We start from the raw sequence: 15458 nt of genomic DNA, 5'->3' as shown, positions 1-15458 counted from the left end.
ACTTCTCCGCCGAGCTCCTGACCTTGGTGGCCATCGCGTCGCGGGTCGGCCCCTCACCGCCGGTGGGGTTGAAGCGCTGCAGAGCGGCGGTGTCGATGTTGTTCTGCTGCATCCACAGGAAGTGGGTGTCCACCGTCTGCTGGTCGTAGGACGAGAACAGCGTCGCCGGCTGCCCGTTGCCGAAGTTGCTGTACGCGGTCTGGTAGGTCTTGGTGTACTCGCGCATGTCCGGCCACGCCTTGATGGCGTTGTTGGTCGGCGAGGGTGACTGGCCCCAGTTCTGGCTCCAGTGCCACCAGCCGTTGATCGGGGCCCCGTCCCCGATGCAGGCGAACCAGCCCTGGTAGCCGACGGTGACCTTCCCGACCACGTCCCCGGCCGGGCTGGCCGCCGGAACGACGGCCGCTTCAGCCGTACGGGACCACTGCGTTCCTACTGCGACGACGGCGCTTCCTGCCAGCGCGGACGCCATGAAGGTCCGACGAGAGACTGCCACAACAACTCCTGGTGGTCTGGGCGTCGCCGCAACCGGGAGACCCCGTGGCGACGGCAGTGCGGGGGAACCGAGGACCTGTCCGACCAGATGGTTCTGCGACCGCGGGGTGTGCGGTGTGGGGGCGTATTGCCGGCCGCCATCGTGGACATATACGTGAACCTGGGCCACGTCCGTGCGGGGTGCCAGCCACAGTAGGGCGGCCCCGCAGAGTTGCGCAAGCAGCCTTCTGTCAGAAAATTGCAGGCCATTTAGGCAACTTGACGGTAACTCAGTCGATGGTTTGCTCTTTCGGAGCCTCTGGTCCCACTTCTCATACAACTTCTTTACAAACGCCTCCGGCCTGGCGTTTGTCCGCGCCCTCGCCCCCGGCACCGGCTCCGGATTGGCCTAGGCCATTGACGTGGTCATGCGCTGTGAGCAAGCCTTTGGGCCGAGAACCGGAGTGCAGAGTTCCTTGCTGGAAGGGCACGACTGATGGTGCATCACCGCTCCACGCACACCTACGTCCCTCGGACCCGGCGCGCACAGGTGCTGGTCGGAGGGACGGCCGCGGTCGCCGCCGTCCTCGGACTGGTGCTGTCCGCACCCTCGCACCAGGCCGCAGCGGCCCTCGCCCCCACCGGGCCGGTCCAGGCCGCCGCGGTGAAGGCCGCCGCCTCCGGGGCCACCCTTCCCGGCATGGTCGAGTACGAGGCCGAAGGCGCGCAGGCGAGCACCAACGGCAAGCTGATCGGCCCGGACTACACCCAGGGCGACCTGGCCACCGAGGCGTCCGGCCGACAGGCGGTCCAACTCACCGGCCAGGGCCAGTACGTGCAGTTCACCCTGACCGCCCCGGCCAACGCACTGGACCTGCACTACGCCGTTCCGCAGGGCGCCTCGGGCAAGCTCTCGGTCTACGTCAACGGGACCAAGCTCAGCACCGAGCTGTCGCTGACCTCCGCGTACAGCTACATCAGCACCGGCAGCATCGCCGGCAGCAAGACCCACAAGCTCTACGACGACGTCCGGCTGCGGCTGCCCGCCGCGGTGGCCGCCGGATCGACGGTGAAGTTCCAGGTGGACGCCGGCGACACCGCCCTGCCCTACACCCTCGACGTCGCCGACTTCTTCAACATCGCCGCCCCGGCCACCCAGCCGGCCGGCTCCATCTCGGTGGTCAGCGACGGTGCGGACGCCAGCGGCAGCGGCGACTCCACCAACGCCTTCCGCACCGCCATCGCCGCCGCGGCGTCAGCGGGCGTACCGGTGTGGATACCCCAGGGCACCTTCCGGATCACCTCGGCGCTACAGGTCAACAAGGCCACCATCGTCGGCGCCGGCAGCTGGTACTCGCAGCTGGCCACCAACGAGTTCATCAACAACAGCTCGGCCGTCTCCGGCCCGGTCAACCTCAGCGGCTTCGCGATCCTCGGCTCCACGGTCGGCCGCCACGACGACAGCACCGCCAACGCCGTCAACGGCTCGCTGGGCACCGGCTCCGACGTCGACGGACTGTGGATCCAGGACACCAACGTGGGCTTCTGGCTCCAGTACGGCAACAGCGGGATCACCGTGCAGAACAGCGTCGTGCTCTCCACCGACGCCGACGGCCTGAACTTCAACGGCAACGCCGCCAACAACACCGTCAAGAACAACTTCCTGCGCAACACCGGCGACGACGGCCTGGCCCTGTGGTCCATGCCGGCCCCCGACACCGGAAACACGCTGAGCAACAACACCATCGTCCAGCCCACACTGGCCAACGGCATCGCGGTCTACGGCGGCTCCGGCAACACCGTCAGCGGCAACACCATCGCCGACACCAACGCGCTGGGCAGCGGCATCGCCGTCTCCAACCAGGCGTTCCTGTCACCGTTCACCCCGCTGTCAGGCACCACCACGATCTCGAACAACACCCTGGTCCGCACCGGCGCGCTCAACCCCAACTGGGGCCATGCGATGGGCGCGATCCGCTTCGACTCCTACAACTCGGCCTTCACCAACGCGACCGTCAACGTCAGCGGCAACGCGATCGACTACAGCCCCTACGAGGCCTTCGAGATGGTCTCCGGCGGCGGCTCCGGCTACGCGGTGACCGGACTCAACCTCACCGGCAACACAGTCAACTGGACCGGAACCACCGTGTTCCAGGCCGAGACCACCGGCTCCGCCCAGGTCAGCGGGCTGGCCGCGACCAACGTCAAGGTCGCCGGCACCTACGACTACGGCTACCCCAACAACACCGCGGGCACCTTCGCCTTCAACCAGGGCAGCGGGAACTCGGGTTGGAGCACCTCCCCGGTGCTGACCACGATCCCGGCGCCGACCTCGCTGCCGCCGACCGGCCCGCCCCCGGGCACCGGCACCCCGCCCACCTCGGCGCCGCCGACCACCGCACCCCCGACCACCGCGCCGCCGACCACCGCGCCGCCGACCACCGCGCCGCCGTCAGGCACCGACCTGGCCCTGCACGCGGCGGTCTCCGACACCGGCCACACCCAGAACTACACCGCAGCCAACACGGTCGACGGCGACGCCAACACCTACTGGGAGAGCACCGACAACGCCTTCCCGCAGAGCCTGACCGTGGACCTCGGCGCGACCCGCGCGGTGGGCAGGGTGGTGCTCAAGCTGCCCCCGGCCACGGCCTGGTCCGCCCGCACCCAGACCCTCTCGGTACTCGGCAGCACGAACAACTCCAGCTACACCACCCTGTCCGCCTCCGCGGGCCGCACCTTCGATCCGGCCACCGGTAACGCGGTGACCATCACCCTCCCGTCCGGCACCAGCACCCGCTACCTGCGGCTGACCTTCACCGCCAACACCGGCTGGCCCGCCGGCCAGCTCTCCGAGCTGGAGGCGTACGCCCCCTGAACCGTTGTCACGGCTTGAGGACCAGCTTGCCGGTGGTGGCCCCGCTCTCCAGCAGACGGTGCGCCTCGGCGGCCCGGGCCAGCGGGAGCGGGTGCGGGACCGGTACCCGGACCTGCCCCGAGCCGACCCACTCGATCAGCTGCTGCAGCGCCGCGACCGCGGTCGGCAGGCGCAGCTCGAACCACGGGCCGAGATTGAAGCCCACCACGGACTGGTTGGGGGCCGGGTCGTAGAGCCAGGGCAGGACGGCCCTCTCGTCCAGGCGGCCGGGAGCGCCGCTGACCGAACCGAAGACGACCAGGCTGCCGAAGGGCGCGAGCACTCCCAGGGTCTGGGCCAGCCGGTCGCCGCCGGACATCTCCAGCGCCACGTCCACCCCGGTGCCGCCGGTGAGGTCCCTGACCGTCCTGGTCCAGGCGGGGTCGTTGTAGTCGACGGCGTGGTCGGCGCCGAGGCCCAGTGCGATGTTCCGCTTGGCCTCGGTGCTCGCGCCCGCGATGACCGTGCCGGCGCCCAGGAGCTTGGCGATCTGCACGGCGTAGCCGCCCACGCCGCCGGCTGCGGCCGGGACGAACACGCTCTGGCCCTTCTCGACGGCGGCGGTCCGGGTGAGGATTAGGGTCGCGGCGAGCCCCGCCACCACGATGCCGGCTGCGGCGTCGGGATCCAGCCCCGGCGGGACGGGGATCACGTTCGCGGCGAAGGCCAGGGCGAGTTCGGCGTACCCGCCGGAGGCGTCGGCGCCGACCATCGCGAACACCGGTGTGCCGACGGCGGGCTCCTCGACGCCCTCGCCCAGCGCCGCGACGGTCCCGGACACCTCCGCGCCGGGGACGAACGGCGACGGCGTGGGAACGGGGTAGTCGTCCCCGCGCCGGCGCATGACATCGGAGAAGTTCACCGACGCGGCCTGCACCCGGATCAGGATCTGCCCCGGGCCGGGCTGCGGGTCGGGCAGGTCCACCAGGCGTAGAACCTCCGGGCCGCCCTGCTCGGTCATCTGGATGGCTTTCATCATGTCCTCCGATTGGCGCGTGTTTAGCTGTCTAAGACAGCTAACTGGCCCGTGTCGGCATCCATTCCCTGGCAGAGGTGCAATTTCTCGCATGCTGTCGTGGACAGCTAGCGTGGATCCCTGTCCGGCACAGCTACCATGCGGGGATGACATCGGCACGGGAGGGCACAGGGCGCGTACCGTCGCCCACCGCGGCGGCCGGCGGGCCCGTCAGCAACACCCTGATCCGCGTCACGCGGCTGCACATCATGCGGGCCCGCCAGCTGTTCCGGGAGCTGGGCCTGCACCCCGGCCACGAGCTGCTGATGATGCACCTGTGGGACGCCGGGCCGCAGCGGCAGTCCGACCTCGCGGCGGCCTTCGACACCGACTCGGCGTCGATGACCCGGACCGTCCAGCGCCTGGAGCGCGCCGGCTTCGTCCGCCGCCGCCCCGACCCGGCCGACGGCCGGGCCACCCTCGTCGAGACCACCCCGGCCGGCCTGGGCCTGCGCCGTCAGGTCGAACAGCTCTGGTCCGAACTGGAAGCGGCGACCACCGGCGACATGACCCCGGCCGAGCGCAGCACGCTCCTCGCCGGCCTGGAGCGGGTCGAGGCCAACCTGGCACAGGGCAGGTAGTGGCCCCACCGGTCACCTTGCGACGTAACCCCTGATCAGCGCCGTCAGAATGTCGGTGAGCTTGGGGGCGACGTCGACCAGGGCGTGGGCCAGTTCGGGGGAGTCCTGGTAGAAGCGGCGTAGTTCGGTTCCCGGGGCGGCCATCTGCCACAGTGCGCCGGCCATGGAGACGGCGGTGGAGACGACGTTGCCGCCCTGTTCCTCCGTCAGGTCCAGGATGCGGCGCAGGGCTGTGCCGACCTCCCCGACCGCGGCGATGGCGATCAGCTTGAAGGATCGGACGGCGGCGAAGGACACGCCGCGCTCCAGGTTCAGCGGCGTGTGGGCGAGCAGGTCGCAGAAGAGCGGTCGCGCGACGAGTGAGTCGGCGAGGATGCCCGCTACGGCCATCGGCGTCCCGGGATCGGCCGGGTTTCCGCCTTCCAGTGCGCCCAGCCGGTTGCGCACGTCCTGCGACCACTGGACCCACTCGCTTGCCGCCAGTCGCAGGAAGATCTCCTCCCTGGTCTCGAAGTAGCGCAGCATCGCCGACTTGTGCATACCCACGGCCGCGGCGATGTCCGTGAGGGTCACCGTGCGGACGCCGTGCTCGCCGGCGAGGCGTGCGGCGGCCTCCAGGATCGACGTCTCGCGGGCCTGCTTGGCCTCGGCGCTCCGGGCGCGTGCGAACTGCGGTGTAGTCACCCGCACAGGCTACCGCAACCAAGTTGCAGTATTAGCGCAACGGTGTTGTACTAAATCCATGACTACGCGACCCAGCACCTGGTTCATCACCGGCTCCTCCCGCGGCTTTGGCCGTTCCCTGGCCGCCGCCGCCCTCGAAGCCGGCGACAACGTGGTGGCGACCGCCCGCAGGCCGGAACAGCTCGCCGATCTGGCCGACAAGTACGGCGACCGGGTGCTCCCGGTGGCCCTGGACGTCACCGACGCCGCGGCGGCCGAGGCGGCGCTCACCGCCGGAGTGGAGAAGTACGGGCGGATCGACGTGGTGGTCAACAACGCCGGCTACGCCAACCTCTCTGCCGTGGAGACCACCGACGAGGCCGACTTCCGCCGGCAGTTCGACACCAACTTCTGGGGTGTCTACAACGTCTCTCGGGCCGCGCTGCCGCTGCTGAAGAAGCAGGGCGCGGGCATCGTGATCCAGTTCTCCTCGGTGGGCGGACGCGTCGGCCACACCCCCGGGCTCGGCTCCTACCAGGCGGCCAAGTTCGCCGTCGACGGGTTCACCCGCGTCCTGGCCGCCGAGACCGCGCCGTTCGGCATCCGCTACCTCGTGGTCGAGCCGGGCGGATTCGCCACCGACTGGGCCGGCGCCTCCATGCAGATCGACGACGTGCCCCAGGAGTACCGCCAGACCGTCGGCGCCCTGAGCGAACGGCTGCGCGGCGGCGGCACCGCGCCGGGCGACCCGGACCGGGCCGCGGAGATCCTGGTGCGGATCGTGCACGCCGACAAGCTGCCCAGCCATCTGCTGCTGGGCGCCGGTGCGGTGGGCATGGCGCTGGACTACTCCCGCAGCCAGCTCGCCGAAGCCACGGCCTGGCAGGCCGTCTCCGCCTCCGCCGACACCGGCGCCGACTACCCGGTCGACCTGCCCGCCTGAGTCACCGGGCCAGCGGCGGGACGCCGACCAGTTTCACCAGGAAGCGGTCCATCTGCTCCTCCAGCGGGGGCCAGGGCAGTTCGGGCTGGTTGAGGCGCAGGGAGACGGCGCCGTGGACGGCGGTGCGCAGGTCGAGGGCGACGGTCTCGGGGTCGCCGGGGGCTGCCAGGCCGGCGTCCATGCAGCGGCGGATCGCCGCGGCCATGCGCTGGCCCATCTCGTCCCGGAAGGACATGTCCCGGCGCCGGATGAGGGTGCTCTCGTGCAGCACCTTGTACAGGCCGGGGTGCTCGCGGGACCACGCGCCCAGCAGCGTCGTCCGGGCCCGCAGCGCGGCCACCGGGTCGGTGGTGGCCGACTCCGCGTCGTCCACCGCGCGCAGCAGGTCGCTGTAGCAGCGCTCCAGCGCGGCCAGCACCAGCGCGTCGCGGTCGGCGAAGTGGATGTAGACGGAGGTGGCGGCGATGCCCACCTCGCGGGCGACCGCCCGCAGCGACAGGGCCTGGTCGTCGGCGAGTTCGTCCAGCATCCGCAGCGCGGCGTCGATGATCTCGGTGCGCAGCCGTTCGCCCTGGCCGCGCGGGTTGCGGCCGCGTGGCGCGGTGCCGGTGCCCGGCCGGGCCGGAGTGGTCGCATCCATGGAGACCCATTGTAGGGGTGCGGCTGTAGGGCTACAGTCGTAGCCCTACAGCTGTTAACTCAAGGGGAGTCACCATGTCGCTGCCGACCCGAACCACGCTCAAGGAGCTCGACCCGGTGTTCGCGGAGATGGCCGCGGCGAGCTTCGACCTCACCGCGACGGCACCGCAGTTGACGCCGCGTGAGCTCAGCCTGATCGCCCTGGTCGCCGACGTCTGCGGGCAGGTGTTCGGGGTGCCGTTCGAACTGCACGTCCGGGCCGCCCTGGCGAACGGCCTGGACGCCGACGACCTGCGCGAGCTGCTCCGTTTCATCTCCTACGACAGCGGCTACCCGGCCGCGCTGGCCGCCCTGGAACGGCTGACCGAGGTCGAGCAGCGGCACGGCCTGCCCGGGCCGACCGGCCAGGGCCACCAGCTGGACCTGGAGGGCACCGGCAGCCCCATGCCGGCGGCGATGCGCGCCGAGGTACGGGCGCTGGACCCGGACTTCGCCGTCTACATGGACCTGCAGTCGCGGATGCGCGCCGGCATGTCCCGGATCAGCGTCCGCGAGCGGGCGTTCGCCACCATGACCGTCGACGTCCTCTACCAGACCCTCCAGGAGAGCTTCCGCGCCCACGTCGGCCGCGCGCTGGGCGCCGGAGCGACCCCCGACGAGGCCCGCGCCGCCGTCCGCGCCACCGCCCCCTTCGGCATGACCCGCACCTGGCGCGCCCTGCACGTCCTGGAAGCGCTGCTGGCCGACCGGGAGGAACCGAAGGAGGAACCGCCGAAAACGCGGCCGACCCGGGACGTCTGAACGTCTGTCACCTGCACCCCGCCTCGGCGTCAGGGCGCTGACGGAGGTTGGGCGCATGGCGTCGTGGCGGGGAGGCGGCCCGCGCGGAAGGCGGCCGGCGGCACTCCCATAAGCCTGTGGAAGTCGGCCGTCATGTGGGACTGGTCGTAGTAGCCGGCTTCTGAGGCGACTTCCGCCCAATGTGCGGAGTCCGCCCCGGCCAGCACGGCGCGAACACGCTGGATGCGGGCGAAGTGCTTGGGCGGTAGGCCGACCCGGTCGGTGAACACGTCCCGCAGGTGGCGTTCGCTGACCGACAGCCGCGAGGCGAGCGTGGCGACTCGTTCGCTGGTGGTGGAGAGCGACTCGACGGCTTGGCGGAGCAGCAGGTCGTGTGAGTCCGCTCCGGTGTGCAGGCTTTCGAGCAGCGCGTCCTCGATGCCCTGCAGGATCCGGTCAGGTCCGGTCAGCTCGTTGAGCTGGTGTTCGAGGCGGGTGGCGCGATCCCCCCACAGGTCGGTGAGTGGCGCGGCTCGGTCTCGCAGCTCGCTGACCGGGATCCCGAACACCGGCCTGGCCGCACCGGGACGCAGCCGGACCCTGATGCACATCGGCAGTTCCTTGCCGGGATAGTAAGAGGCGCGGCTACGCGGGCCGACCACGCGCAGGTCGCCGTTGTGCGCGCCGGTCCTGCGATAGACCAGTGCGGTGGCGGCGTCGGGCAGGTGCACCAGTGGCAGAGCGCTGTCGGGCCGCATCAGCGTCACATTCGCGACCCAGGGCCGGAGAGCGCGCCTCAATGTCATCGAGTCCACGCCGCCACTTTACGAGCCTGCCGGTTTTTCCTATATCCACAGGGCAGTTGGGCAGCAGAGTGCTCGACATGATCCTTGTTACGGGTGCGACAGGCACCATCGGCACTGAAGTGGTCCGACTCCTGGCTGAGCGCGGCGAGCGGGTCAGGGCGATGACGCGGAACCCGCAGGGCGCGAGTCTTCCTGCGGAAGTCGTACGGGGAGATTTCGACGACCGTGACTCCCTCGACAGCGCGGTGGCAGGGGTCGACGCCGTCTTCATGCTGGATGCGCCGGGCCCCTGGATCGAGCGGCACGACCTGGCGATGCTCGACGCCGTGCAGTCCCATGGCGTCGCAAGGGCGGTGAAGTTGTCAGCCATCGGCACCGGGGAGGACACCGGGCTGAGGGCCGGTGGATGGCACCTCCCTGGTGAGCGGGCGCTGCGCGCGGGCGATGCGTCCTGGACGATCCTGCGGCCCAGCAGTTTTGCCACCAACACCCTGCACTGGGCCTCCATGATCCAGGCGGGGCAGCCGGTCCCCAACCTGACAGGGAAAGGCGCCCAGGGCGTGATCGATCCACGCGACATCGCCGAGGTCGCAGTCGTGGCGCTGACCACGCCGGATCACGCGGGCAGGACCTACACGCTGACAGGTCCCGAGCTGCTGAGCACACCCGACCAGGTGGAGATCCTGCGGAGGGTACTTGGCCGGTCCATCAAGATCGTCGACGTCCCATTGGGGGTGGCGAGGGCACAGATGATCGCAGCCGGCCGGGATCCGGACTTCGCCGACGGAGCGATGCGCGGCCAGCGGTTCATCGCCGAAGGGGGAAACGCCCGGCTGACCGGTGACGTGGCAAGCGCGCTCGGCCGTACCGCGCGCACCTACGCGACCTGGGCCGACGACCACCGGGCCGCATTCGGGCAACCGAATGCGTAAGTCCTCGGACGGGGCGGGGCACCGGGTCAAGATTTGGTAATGATTTTCATCTCTACTCTATTGGAGCTGGTGGTGAAAATCGTTTCCATCTAGCCTGGTGCCTGTCCCGCTGATCTGTTCTGCCCAAGGAGTTGCGCGCCATGAAGGCCATACCGTCCCGCACCGTCAGCCGCCGAGCCCTGCGGCTCGTGCTCGGTGCCGCAGGCGTCGTGGCGCTCGCGGCCACCAGCGCGTGTTCCACCAGCTCGCCGGTGGCGTCCACGGCTCCCGCCTCCAGCGGCAACAGCGCGGCCGGCGGCGAGGTGATCAAGGTGGTCGCGGCGGAGAACTTCTGGGGCAGCATCGCGGCCCAGCTCGGCGGCAGTCACGTCCAGGTGGACAGCATCATCACCAACCCGGACACCGACCCGCACTCCTACGAGCCCACCGCCGCCGACGCCCGCACCGTGACCACCGCGCAGTTCAGCATCGTCAACGGCATCGGCTACGACGCCTGGGCCGACAAGCTGCTGGCCACCAATCCCGGCAGCGGCCGCACCGAGCTGAAGGTCGGGGACCTGGTCGGGATCAAGCCCGGCGGCAACCCGCACCGCTGGTACTCGCCGGACAACGTGCACCAGGTCATCGAGGCGATCACCGCCGACTACAAGAAGATCGACCCGGCCAACGCCGACTACTTCGACCAGCGGAAGACCGCCTTCGAGACCCAGACCCTGGCCCCGTACAACAAGCTGATCAGCGACATCAAGGCCAAGTACGCCGGCACCCCGATCGGTGCCTCCGAGTCGATCGTCACCCCTCTCGCCGAGGGGCTGGGACTGAAGATGCTCACCCCGGAGAGCTTCCTGGACGCCATGAGCGAGGGCACCGACCCGACCGCCGCCGACAAGGCCACCATCGACCAGCAGATCAGGACCAAGCAGATCAAGGTCTACGTCTACAACAGCCAGAACTCCACCCCGGACGTGGTCGCCCAGGTGAAGCTGGCCAAGTCCGAGGGCATCCCGGTGGCCACCGTCACCGAGACCCTCGCCCCGGCCGGCGACACCTTCCAGCAGTGGCAGGTCACCGAGCTGCAGGGCATCGAAGCCGCCCTCGCCGAAGCCGCCGGGAAGTAGGGAACCATGAACCCGATCACAGGCACCCCCGCCGCAGTCACAGCCACCCGACCCGAAACGGCACCCCCCGCGCCGACCCGGGCCGAGACGCCGCAGCCGGTGCTGGAACTGCGCGGCGCCGCGGCGCGCGTCGGCGGGCGGACCCTGTGGTCAGGGGTCGACCTCACGGTCCGCGCCGGGGAGTTCGTCGCCGTCCTGGGCCCCAACGGTGTCGGCAAGTCCACCATGGTCAAGGTGCTGCTCGGCGTCCTGCCCGCGGCGGCTGGCGAGGTCCGGGTGCTGGGTGGGCAGCCGGGCCAGAGCGCCGGGGCCCGGATCGGCTACCTGCCCCAGCGGCGCAGCTTCGACCCCAGCCTGCGCATCCGCGGCCTGGACGTGGTCCGGCTCGGCCTGGACGGCGACCGCTGGGGCGTTCCGCTGCCGTTCGGCGCCGCCCGCCGGCGCGACCGCGAACGCGTCGCCGAGGCCGTCGACCTGGTCGGCGCCGGCGCGTACGCGCACCGGCCGATCGGCCAGTGCTCGGGCGGCGAGCAGCAGCGGCTGCTGATCGCCCAGGCGCTGGTCCGCCGACCCGAAGTGCTGCTGCTGGACGAGCCGTTGGACAGCCTGGACCTGCCCAACCAGAGCGCCGTGGCGGCGCTCATCGGGCGGATCTGCCACCAGCAGGGGGTGGCCGTGGTGATGGTCGCCCACGATGTGAACCCGATCCTGCACCATCTGGACCGGGTGGTGTACCTGGCCGAGGGCGGCGCCGTGGCCGGCACCCCGGCCGAGGTGATCACCTCGGAGACACTCACCCGGCTCTACCGCTCCCCGGTCGAGGTGCTGCGCACAGCGGACGGGCGGCTGGTCGTGGTCGGCCAGCCCGAGGCCCCCTCCACCCACGGAGGCCACCATGCCGCAGTCTGACGGCCCGACCGCGTTCTCCTGGAACCTGCTGGCGGACTTCCAGCAGATGTGGTCCTACCCCTTCATGGTCAACGCCTTCCGGGCCGGCGCCGTGGTGGCCGTGGTCGCCGGGGCGGTGGGCTGGTTCATGGTGCTGCGCCGGCAGACCTTCGCCGGACACACCCTGTCGATGGTCGCCTTCCCCGGCGCGGCCTTCGCCACCCTGGTCGGGATGAGCCTGAGCCTGGGCTACTTCGGCTTCTGCGTGGCCGCCGCGCTGGCCATCGCCGGGCTGCGGCGCGACGGCCAGCCCGGGGGTGCGGGGGAGTCCGCGGCCACCGGCGTGGTCCAGGCGTTCCTGCTGGCCTGCGGCTACCTGTTCATGGCGCTCTACAAGGGGCTGCTGGAGGGCCCGCAGGCGCTGTTGTTCGGCAGCTTCCTCGGGATCACCGGAGACCAGGTGCTGATCCTCGCCGCGGTGGCCATTGCGGTCCTCGCGGTGCTGGCGGTGATGGGGCGTCAACTGCTGTTTGCTTCGGTGGACCCGCAGGTCGCCGCCGGGCGCGGGGTCCGGGTGCGGCTGCTGTCCACCCTGTTCCTGGTGCTGCTCGGCGCGGCCACCGCCGAGGCCGCGCAGATCACCGGCGCGCTGCTGGTGTTCGCCTTGATGGTGCTGCCCGCCGCCACCGCCCAGCAGCTCACCGCCCGACCCGGCCGCAGCCTGCTGCTGAGCGTCGCCATCGGCCTGGCGGTGACCTGGCTGGGCCTGCTGGCCGCCTTCTACTGGCCCTACCCGCTGGGATTCTTCGTCAGCACCTTCGCCTTCGCCGCCTTCCTGGCCGCCCATGCCGCCCGAGCCCTGGCCGGTGTGCGCGCCCGCCAGGGCCGCCCGGCGCTGCTGGGGGGTGCGGCATGACCGAACTCGCCGTCTCGGCCTGGGGCCAGCCCTTCTTCCACAACGCGGTGCTCGCCGGAACGTTCATCGCCCTGGCGGCCGGTCTGGTCGGCTACTTCCTGGTGCTGCGGGCCCAGATCTTCACCGGCGACGCCCTCAGCCACGTTGCCTTCACCGGCGCCATGGCGGCTCTGGCCGGCGGGTACGACCTGCGCCTGGGCCTGTTCGTCGGCTGCGTCGCCGCCGGGCTGCTGCTGGCCGGCATCGGCCGGTCCGGGCGCGCCGACGACGTGGTCATCGGCAGCGCCTTCGCCTGGATCCTCGGGCTGGGCTCCTTCTTCCTCACCCTCTACACCACCTCCCGCAGCGGCGCGATGGGCGGCGCGGGAACCACCGTCCTGTTCGGCTCCATCTTCGGGCTGAGCACCGGCCAGACCCTGGTCGCGGTGCTGGTCGCGGTCGCGATCAGCGCGGTGGTGCTGCTGATCGCCCGCCCGCTGCTGTTCGCCACCGTGGACGAGTCCGTCGCCGCGGCGCGGGGCGTCCCGGTCCGCGTGCTGGGGTTCGGCTTCCTGGCGCTGGTCGGCGCCTGTGCCGGGGAGGCGACCCAGGCGGTCGGCTCGCTGCTGCTGCTCGGCCTGCTGGCCGCCCCCGCCGGAGCGGCGATCCGGCTGACGGACCGTCCGTTCCGTGCGCTGGCCCTGTCCGGCGGACTGGCCGTCGCCGAGCTGTGGGCGGGCCTGGCCGCGAGCGCGCTGATCCCCAGCCTCCCGCCGAGCTTCGCCATCATGGCCGCCGCAACGGCCGTCTACGGCGCCACCTTCCTGATCCGCCCGCAGCGAGCGCCCCTGGGGACGGCGAGTCCGGCAGCGGGGTGAGGGGGCTCAGTGGCCGGCGCTCTGGCCGCCGTCCACGTGCAGGATCTCGCCGGTGACGAAGGACGCCTGCTCGAGGTAGGTGATGGCCTGGACGACGTCGTCGACCTCCGCCATCCGCCCCAGCGGATGGCGGGCCTTGAGCTCGGGTGTCGCCTCCGGGTTCATCGGAGTCCGGACGACGCCGAGCGAGACGGTGTTCACGCGGATGCCGTGCCCCGCGAGCTCGATCGCCAACTCCCTGGTGACCGCGTTCAGGCCGCCCTTGGTCAGCGACGCCAGCGCGCACGGGACCTGCGCATCCGGCTGGTCGACCAGGGAGGTGGAGATGTTCACCAGGTGGCCGCCGCCTTCGCCGCGGGCGACCATCGCCCCGACGGCGCTGCGCGAGACGGTGAAGAATCCACGCAGGTTCACGCCGACGATCCGGTCGAAGTCCTCGTCCGTGTAGTCGGTGAACGGCTTGCCGATGTAGACGCCGGCGCAGTTGACCAGGGTGTCGATCCGACCGAACCGGTCCATCGCCGCCGCAACGATCCGTTCGCCCGCACCGGCCTCGGCCAGATCGGCGCTGAGGGCGAGCAGTTGGGGATCCGCGGATCGCGGCACGGCACGACTGGTGGCCACGACGGCGTAGCCGAGGCCGAGGTAGGCGGTGACGAGGGCCGAGCCGATGCCTCCGCCGGCACCGGTGATGATCGCGACCTTCCGGACGGTGTCTGAACCCGCCGTCGTCACCTGAGGATCTCCAGCATCCGGTCGCCCAAGACCGCAGCCGAGGCCGGGTTCTGACCGGTGACCAGGTTGCGGTCCTCGACCATGTACGGCTTCCAGACGGGGCCGCGGCTGAAGTTGACCCCGACCTTCTCCTTCAGATCGGTCTCCAGCAGCCAGGGCGCCCTGGAGGCCAGCCCGACGCCTTCCTCCTCCTCGTCGGTGAAGCAGGTGACGTTGAAGCCCTTGAATGGGGACTCGCCGTGGATCCTGGTGGCCAGCATCGAGGCGGGTGCGTGGCAGACGATGAACAGCGGGTTGCCCGAGGCCAGTTGCTGGGTCAGCAGCCGTCCGGCATCGGCGTCCCAGGCCAGGTCGGACATCGGACCGTGACCGCCCGGCAGGTACACCGCGTCGTAGTCCTCGAGGCGGACGTCCGAGAGCTGCAGCGGTCGGCGCATCACCTCAGCGGAGCGGATGACGGCCTCCAACTCCAGGGCGTTGTCGTTTCCGCCGACCATCTCGGGGCGCAGGCTCATCATGTCGACGTTCGGGGTCACGCCGTTCGGCGTCGCGACGACGATCTCGTGGCCGGCGTCCGTCAAGATCTTGTAGGGGTTGGCGAACTCCTCGGCCCAGTACCCGGTCGCGTACCTCGTTCCGTCCTTCAACACCCAGTAGGTGGCTCCGCTCACGATGAAAAGCACTTTGGCCATCGGAAGGATCTCCTTCGGGACGTGCGTCAGGTTCGGCGGGATGACCCATGAACCGACACGCCGCCGCGAATATCCCCCTTCGCCCACTCTATGCACCTATGTGACCAGGCGCACCTGGCGCAGGTGTTCGATGCGCGCCGGCTCCCGGATCCGGCTGATCCCGGTCCTCGTCGGGGGTGCGGATGACCACGTGACCACTGTCCAGGTCGATCGGCCCGCGGTGCGGGGTGCCGTCGCCCTCCTCGTCGCGGGTCCATTCGAGCCTGTTCTTCTCCTCCTCGACGTGCCGTCGACCGGGGGCGAACAGGACTTCGAAGATGCTCATACCGTTCCAACGGGGGAGCGGCGTGGGGCGTTCCGTCCGGCCCCGGGGCGGCTTCCTTAAGGGGACCTCAGGGCCGCCGCAAGTCCGGTTAGGGCTGCGGTGGGCGGATTGACGGGATCGGTTCAACCCGGCAGGATCGCCGACAAGCCAGTTAGGCAACCTTCCTAACTCGGTTGC

General features: G+C 70.6%; 16 protein-coding genes and 1 pseudogene. 9 read left to right on the top strand and 8 right to left on the bottom strand.

The genetic code is table 11. The annotated features are described in order from the left end of the window. A pseudogene (locus IF29_RS42755) lies at window positions 1-496 on the bottom strand (discoidin domain-containing protein); the annotation flags it as partial. 474 nt (window positions 497-970) lie between these two features. Here IF29_RS42755 and IF29_RS0136020 point away from each other — a divergent pair. Continuing rightward, entirely contained in the window at window positions 971-3352 is a 2382-nt protein-coding gene (locus tag IF29_RS0136020) for a discoidin domain-containing protein (protein WP_084715426.1), read from the top strand. 7 nt (window positions 3353-3359) lie between these two features. On the opposite strand, the gene IF29_RS0136015 is transcribed toward IF29_RS0136020, so the two are convergent. Further along, window positions 3360-4370, bottom strand: coding sequence for a quinone oxidoreductase family protein (locus tag IF29_RS0136015; RefSeq protein ID WP_198037654.1), 1011 nt, complete (start codon window positions 4368-4370; stop codon window positions 3360-3362). A 143-nt stretch (window positions 4371-4513) separates the two neighbouring features. Here IF29_RS0136015 and IF29_RS0136010 point away from each other — a divergent pair, with 143 nt between their 5' ends. Further along, window positions 4514-4987 (top strand): MarR family winged helix-turn-helix transcriptional regulator, encoded by a 474-nt coding sequence (locus IF29_RS0136010; protein WP_030264638.1) that lies wholly within the window; start codon window positions 4514-4516, stop codon window positions 4985-4987. 12 nt (window positions 4988-4999) lie between these two features. Here IF29_RS0136010 and IF29_RS0136005 read toward each other — a convergent pair whose 3' ends face one another. After that, the gene (locus IF29_RS0136005) at window positions 5000-5671 is read right to left on the bottom strand and encodes a TetR/AcrR family transcriptional regulator (protein ID WP_030264636.1); all 672 of its coding nucleotides are present in this window, start codon (window positions 5669-5671) and stop codon (window positions 5000-5002) included. A gap of 58 nt (window positions 5672-5729) precedes the next feature. On the opposite strand from IF29_RS0136005, the gene IF29_RS0136000 reads away from it, so the two are divergent. After that, on the top strand, window positions 5730-6593 hold the full coding sequence (locus IF29_RS0136000) for an SDR family NAD(P)-dependent oxidoreductase (RefSeq protein WP_030264634.1): 864 nt from the start codon (window positions 5730-5732) through the stop codon (window positions 6591-6593). A gap of 1 nt (window position 6594) precedes the next feature. Here IF29_RS0136000 and IF29_RS0135995 read toward each other — a convergent pair whose 3' ends face one another. After that, window positions 6595-7233, bottom strand: a complete 639-nt coding sequence (locus IF29_RS0135995) for a TetR/AcrR family transcriptional regulator (RefSeq protein WP_030264632.1) — start codon at window positions 7231-7233, stop codon at window positions 6595-6597. A 74-nt stretch (window positions 7234-7307) separates the two neighbouring features. Here IF29_RS0135995 and IF29_RS0135990 point away from each other — a divergent pair, with 74 nt between their 5' ends. Then, the gene (locus IF29_RS0135990) at window positions 7308-8033 is read left to right on the top strand and encodes a carboxymuconolactone decarboxylase family protein (RefSeq protein ID WP_051726487.1); all 726 of its coding nucleotides are present in this window, start codon (window positions 7308-7310) and stop codon (window positions 8031-8033) included. Between the two features lie 29 nt (window positions 8034-8062). Here the strand turns inward: IF29_RS0135990 and IF29_RS0135985 are convergent, their stop codons facing one another. Beyond that, window positions 8063-8818 (bottom strand): helix-turn-helix domain-containing protein, encoded by a 756-nt coding sequence (locus IF29_RS0135985; RefSeq protein ID WP_030264628.1) that lies wholly within the window; start codon window positions 8816-8818, stop codon window positions 8063-8065. Window positions 8819-8895: 77 nt separating this feature from the next. Here IF29_RS0135985 and IF29_RS0135980 point away from each other — a divergent pair, with 77 nt between their 5' ends. The 5 genes from IF29_RS0135980 to IF29_RS0135960 all read left to right on the top strand — a co-directional run bounded on the left by IF29_RS0135980 (window position 8896) and on the right by IF29_RS0135960 (window position 13529). Further along, window positions 8896-9750 (top strand): NAD(P)H-binding protein, encoded by an 855-nt coding sequence (locus tag IF29_RS0135980; protein ID WP_030264626.1) that lies wholly within the window; start codon window positions 8896-8898, stop codon window positions 9748-9750. 140 nt (window positions 9751-9890) lie between these two features. Then, a complete protein-coding gene (locus IF29_RS0135975; RefSeq protein WP_030264622.1) occupies window positions 9891-10868 on the top strand; it encodes a metal ABC transporter solute-binding protein, Zn/Mn family in 978 nt (325 codons plus the stop codon). 6 nt (window positions 10869-10874) lie between these two features. After that, window positions 10875-11777, top strand: coding sequence for a metal ABC transporter ATP-binding protein (locus tag IF29_RS0135970; RefSeq protein WP_084715425.1), 903 nt, complete (start codon window positions 10875-10877; stop codon window positions 11775-11777). After that, window positions 11764-12672: a metal ABC transporter permease gene (locus IF29_RS0135965; RefSeq protein ID WP_030264615.1), complete on the top strand. Its 909-nt coding sequence runs from the start codon at window positions 11764-11766 to the stop codon at window positions 12670-12672. The genes IF29_RS0135970 and IF29_RS0135965 overlap by 14 nt, the downstream gene beginning before the upstream one ends. Continuing rightward, window positions 12669-13529 (top strand): metal ABC transporter permease, encoded by an 861-nt coding sequence (locus IF29_RS0135960; protein WP_030264612.1) that lies wholly within the window; start codon window positions 12669-12671, stop codon window positions 13527-13529. Before IF29_RS0135965 ends, IF29_RS0135960 begins: the two co-directional genes overlap by 4 nt. Window positions 13530-13535: 6 nt before the next feature. On the opposite strand, the gene IF29_RS0135955 is transcribed toward IF29_RS0135960, so the two are convergent. The 3 genes from IF29_RS0135955 to IF29_RS45515 all read right to left on the bottom strand — a co-directional run bounded on the left by IF29_RS0135955 (window position 13536) and on the right by IF29_RS45515 (window position 15281). Further along, complete coding sequence (locus IF29_RS0135955) at window positions 13536-14264, bottom strand: SDR family NAD(P)-dependent oxidoreductase (protein ID WP_030264609.1); 729 nt, start codon at window positions 14262-14264, stop codon at window positions 13536-13538. Next, the gene (locus IF29_RS0135950) at window positions 14261-14956 is read right to left on the bottom strand and encodes a type 1 glutamine amidotransferase domain-containing protein (protein ID WP_030264606.1); all 696 of its coding nucleotides are present in this window, start codon (window positions 14954-14956) and stop codon (window positions 14261-14263) included. The genes IF29_RS0135955 and IF29_RS0135950 overlap by 4 nt, the downstream gene beginning before the upstream one ends. An 88-nt stretch (window positions 14957-15044) precedes the next feature. Continuing rightward, window positions 15045-15281 carry a DUF6191 domain-containing protein gene (locus IF29_RS45515; protein ID WP_084715424.1) on the bottom strand — a complete coding sequence of 79 codons (237 nt, stop codon included), beginning with the start codon at window positions 15279-15281 and terminating at the stop codon, window positions 15045-15047. Between the last annotated feature and the right edge of the window lie 177 nt (window positions 15282-15458).

This window comes from Streptacidiphilus jeojiense (assembly GCF_000719095.1).
Classification (GTDB): Bacteria; Actinomycetota; Actinomycetes; order Streptomycetales; family Streptomycetaceae; genus Streptacidiphilus; species Streptacidiphilus jeojiensis.
This window is presented reverse-complemented; position numbering and strand designations above follow the sequence as displayed.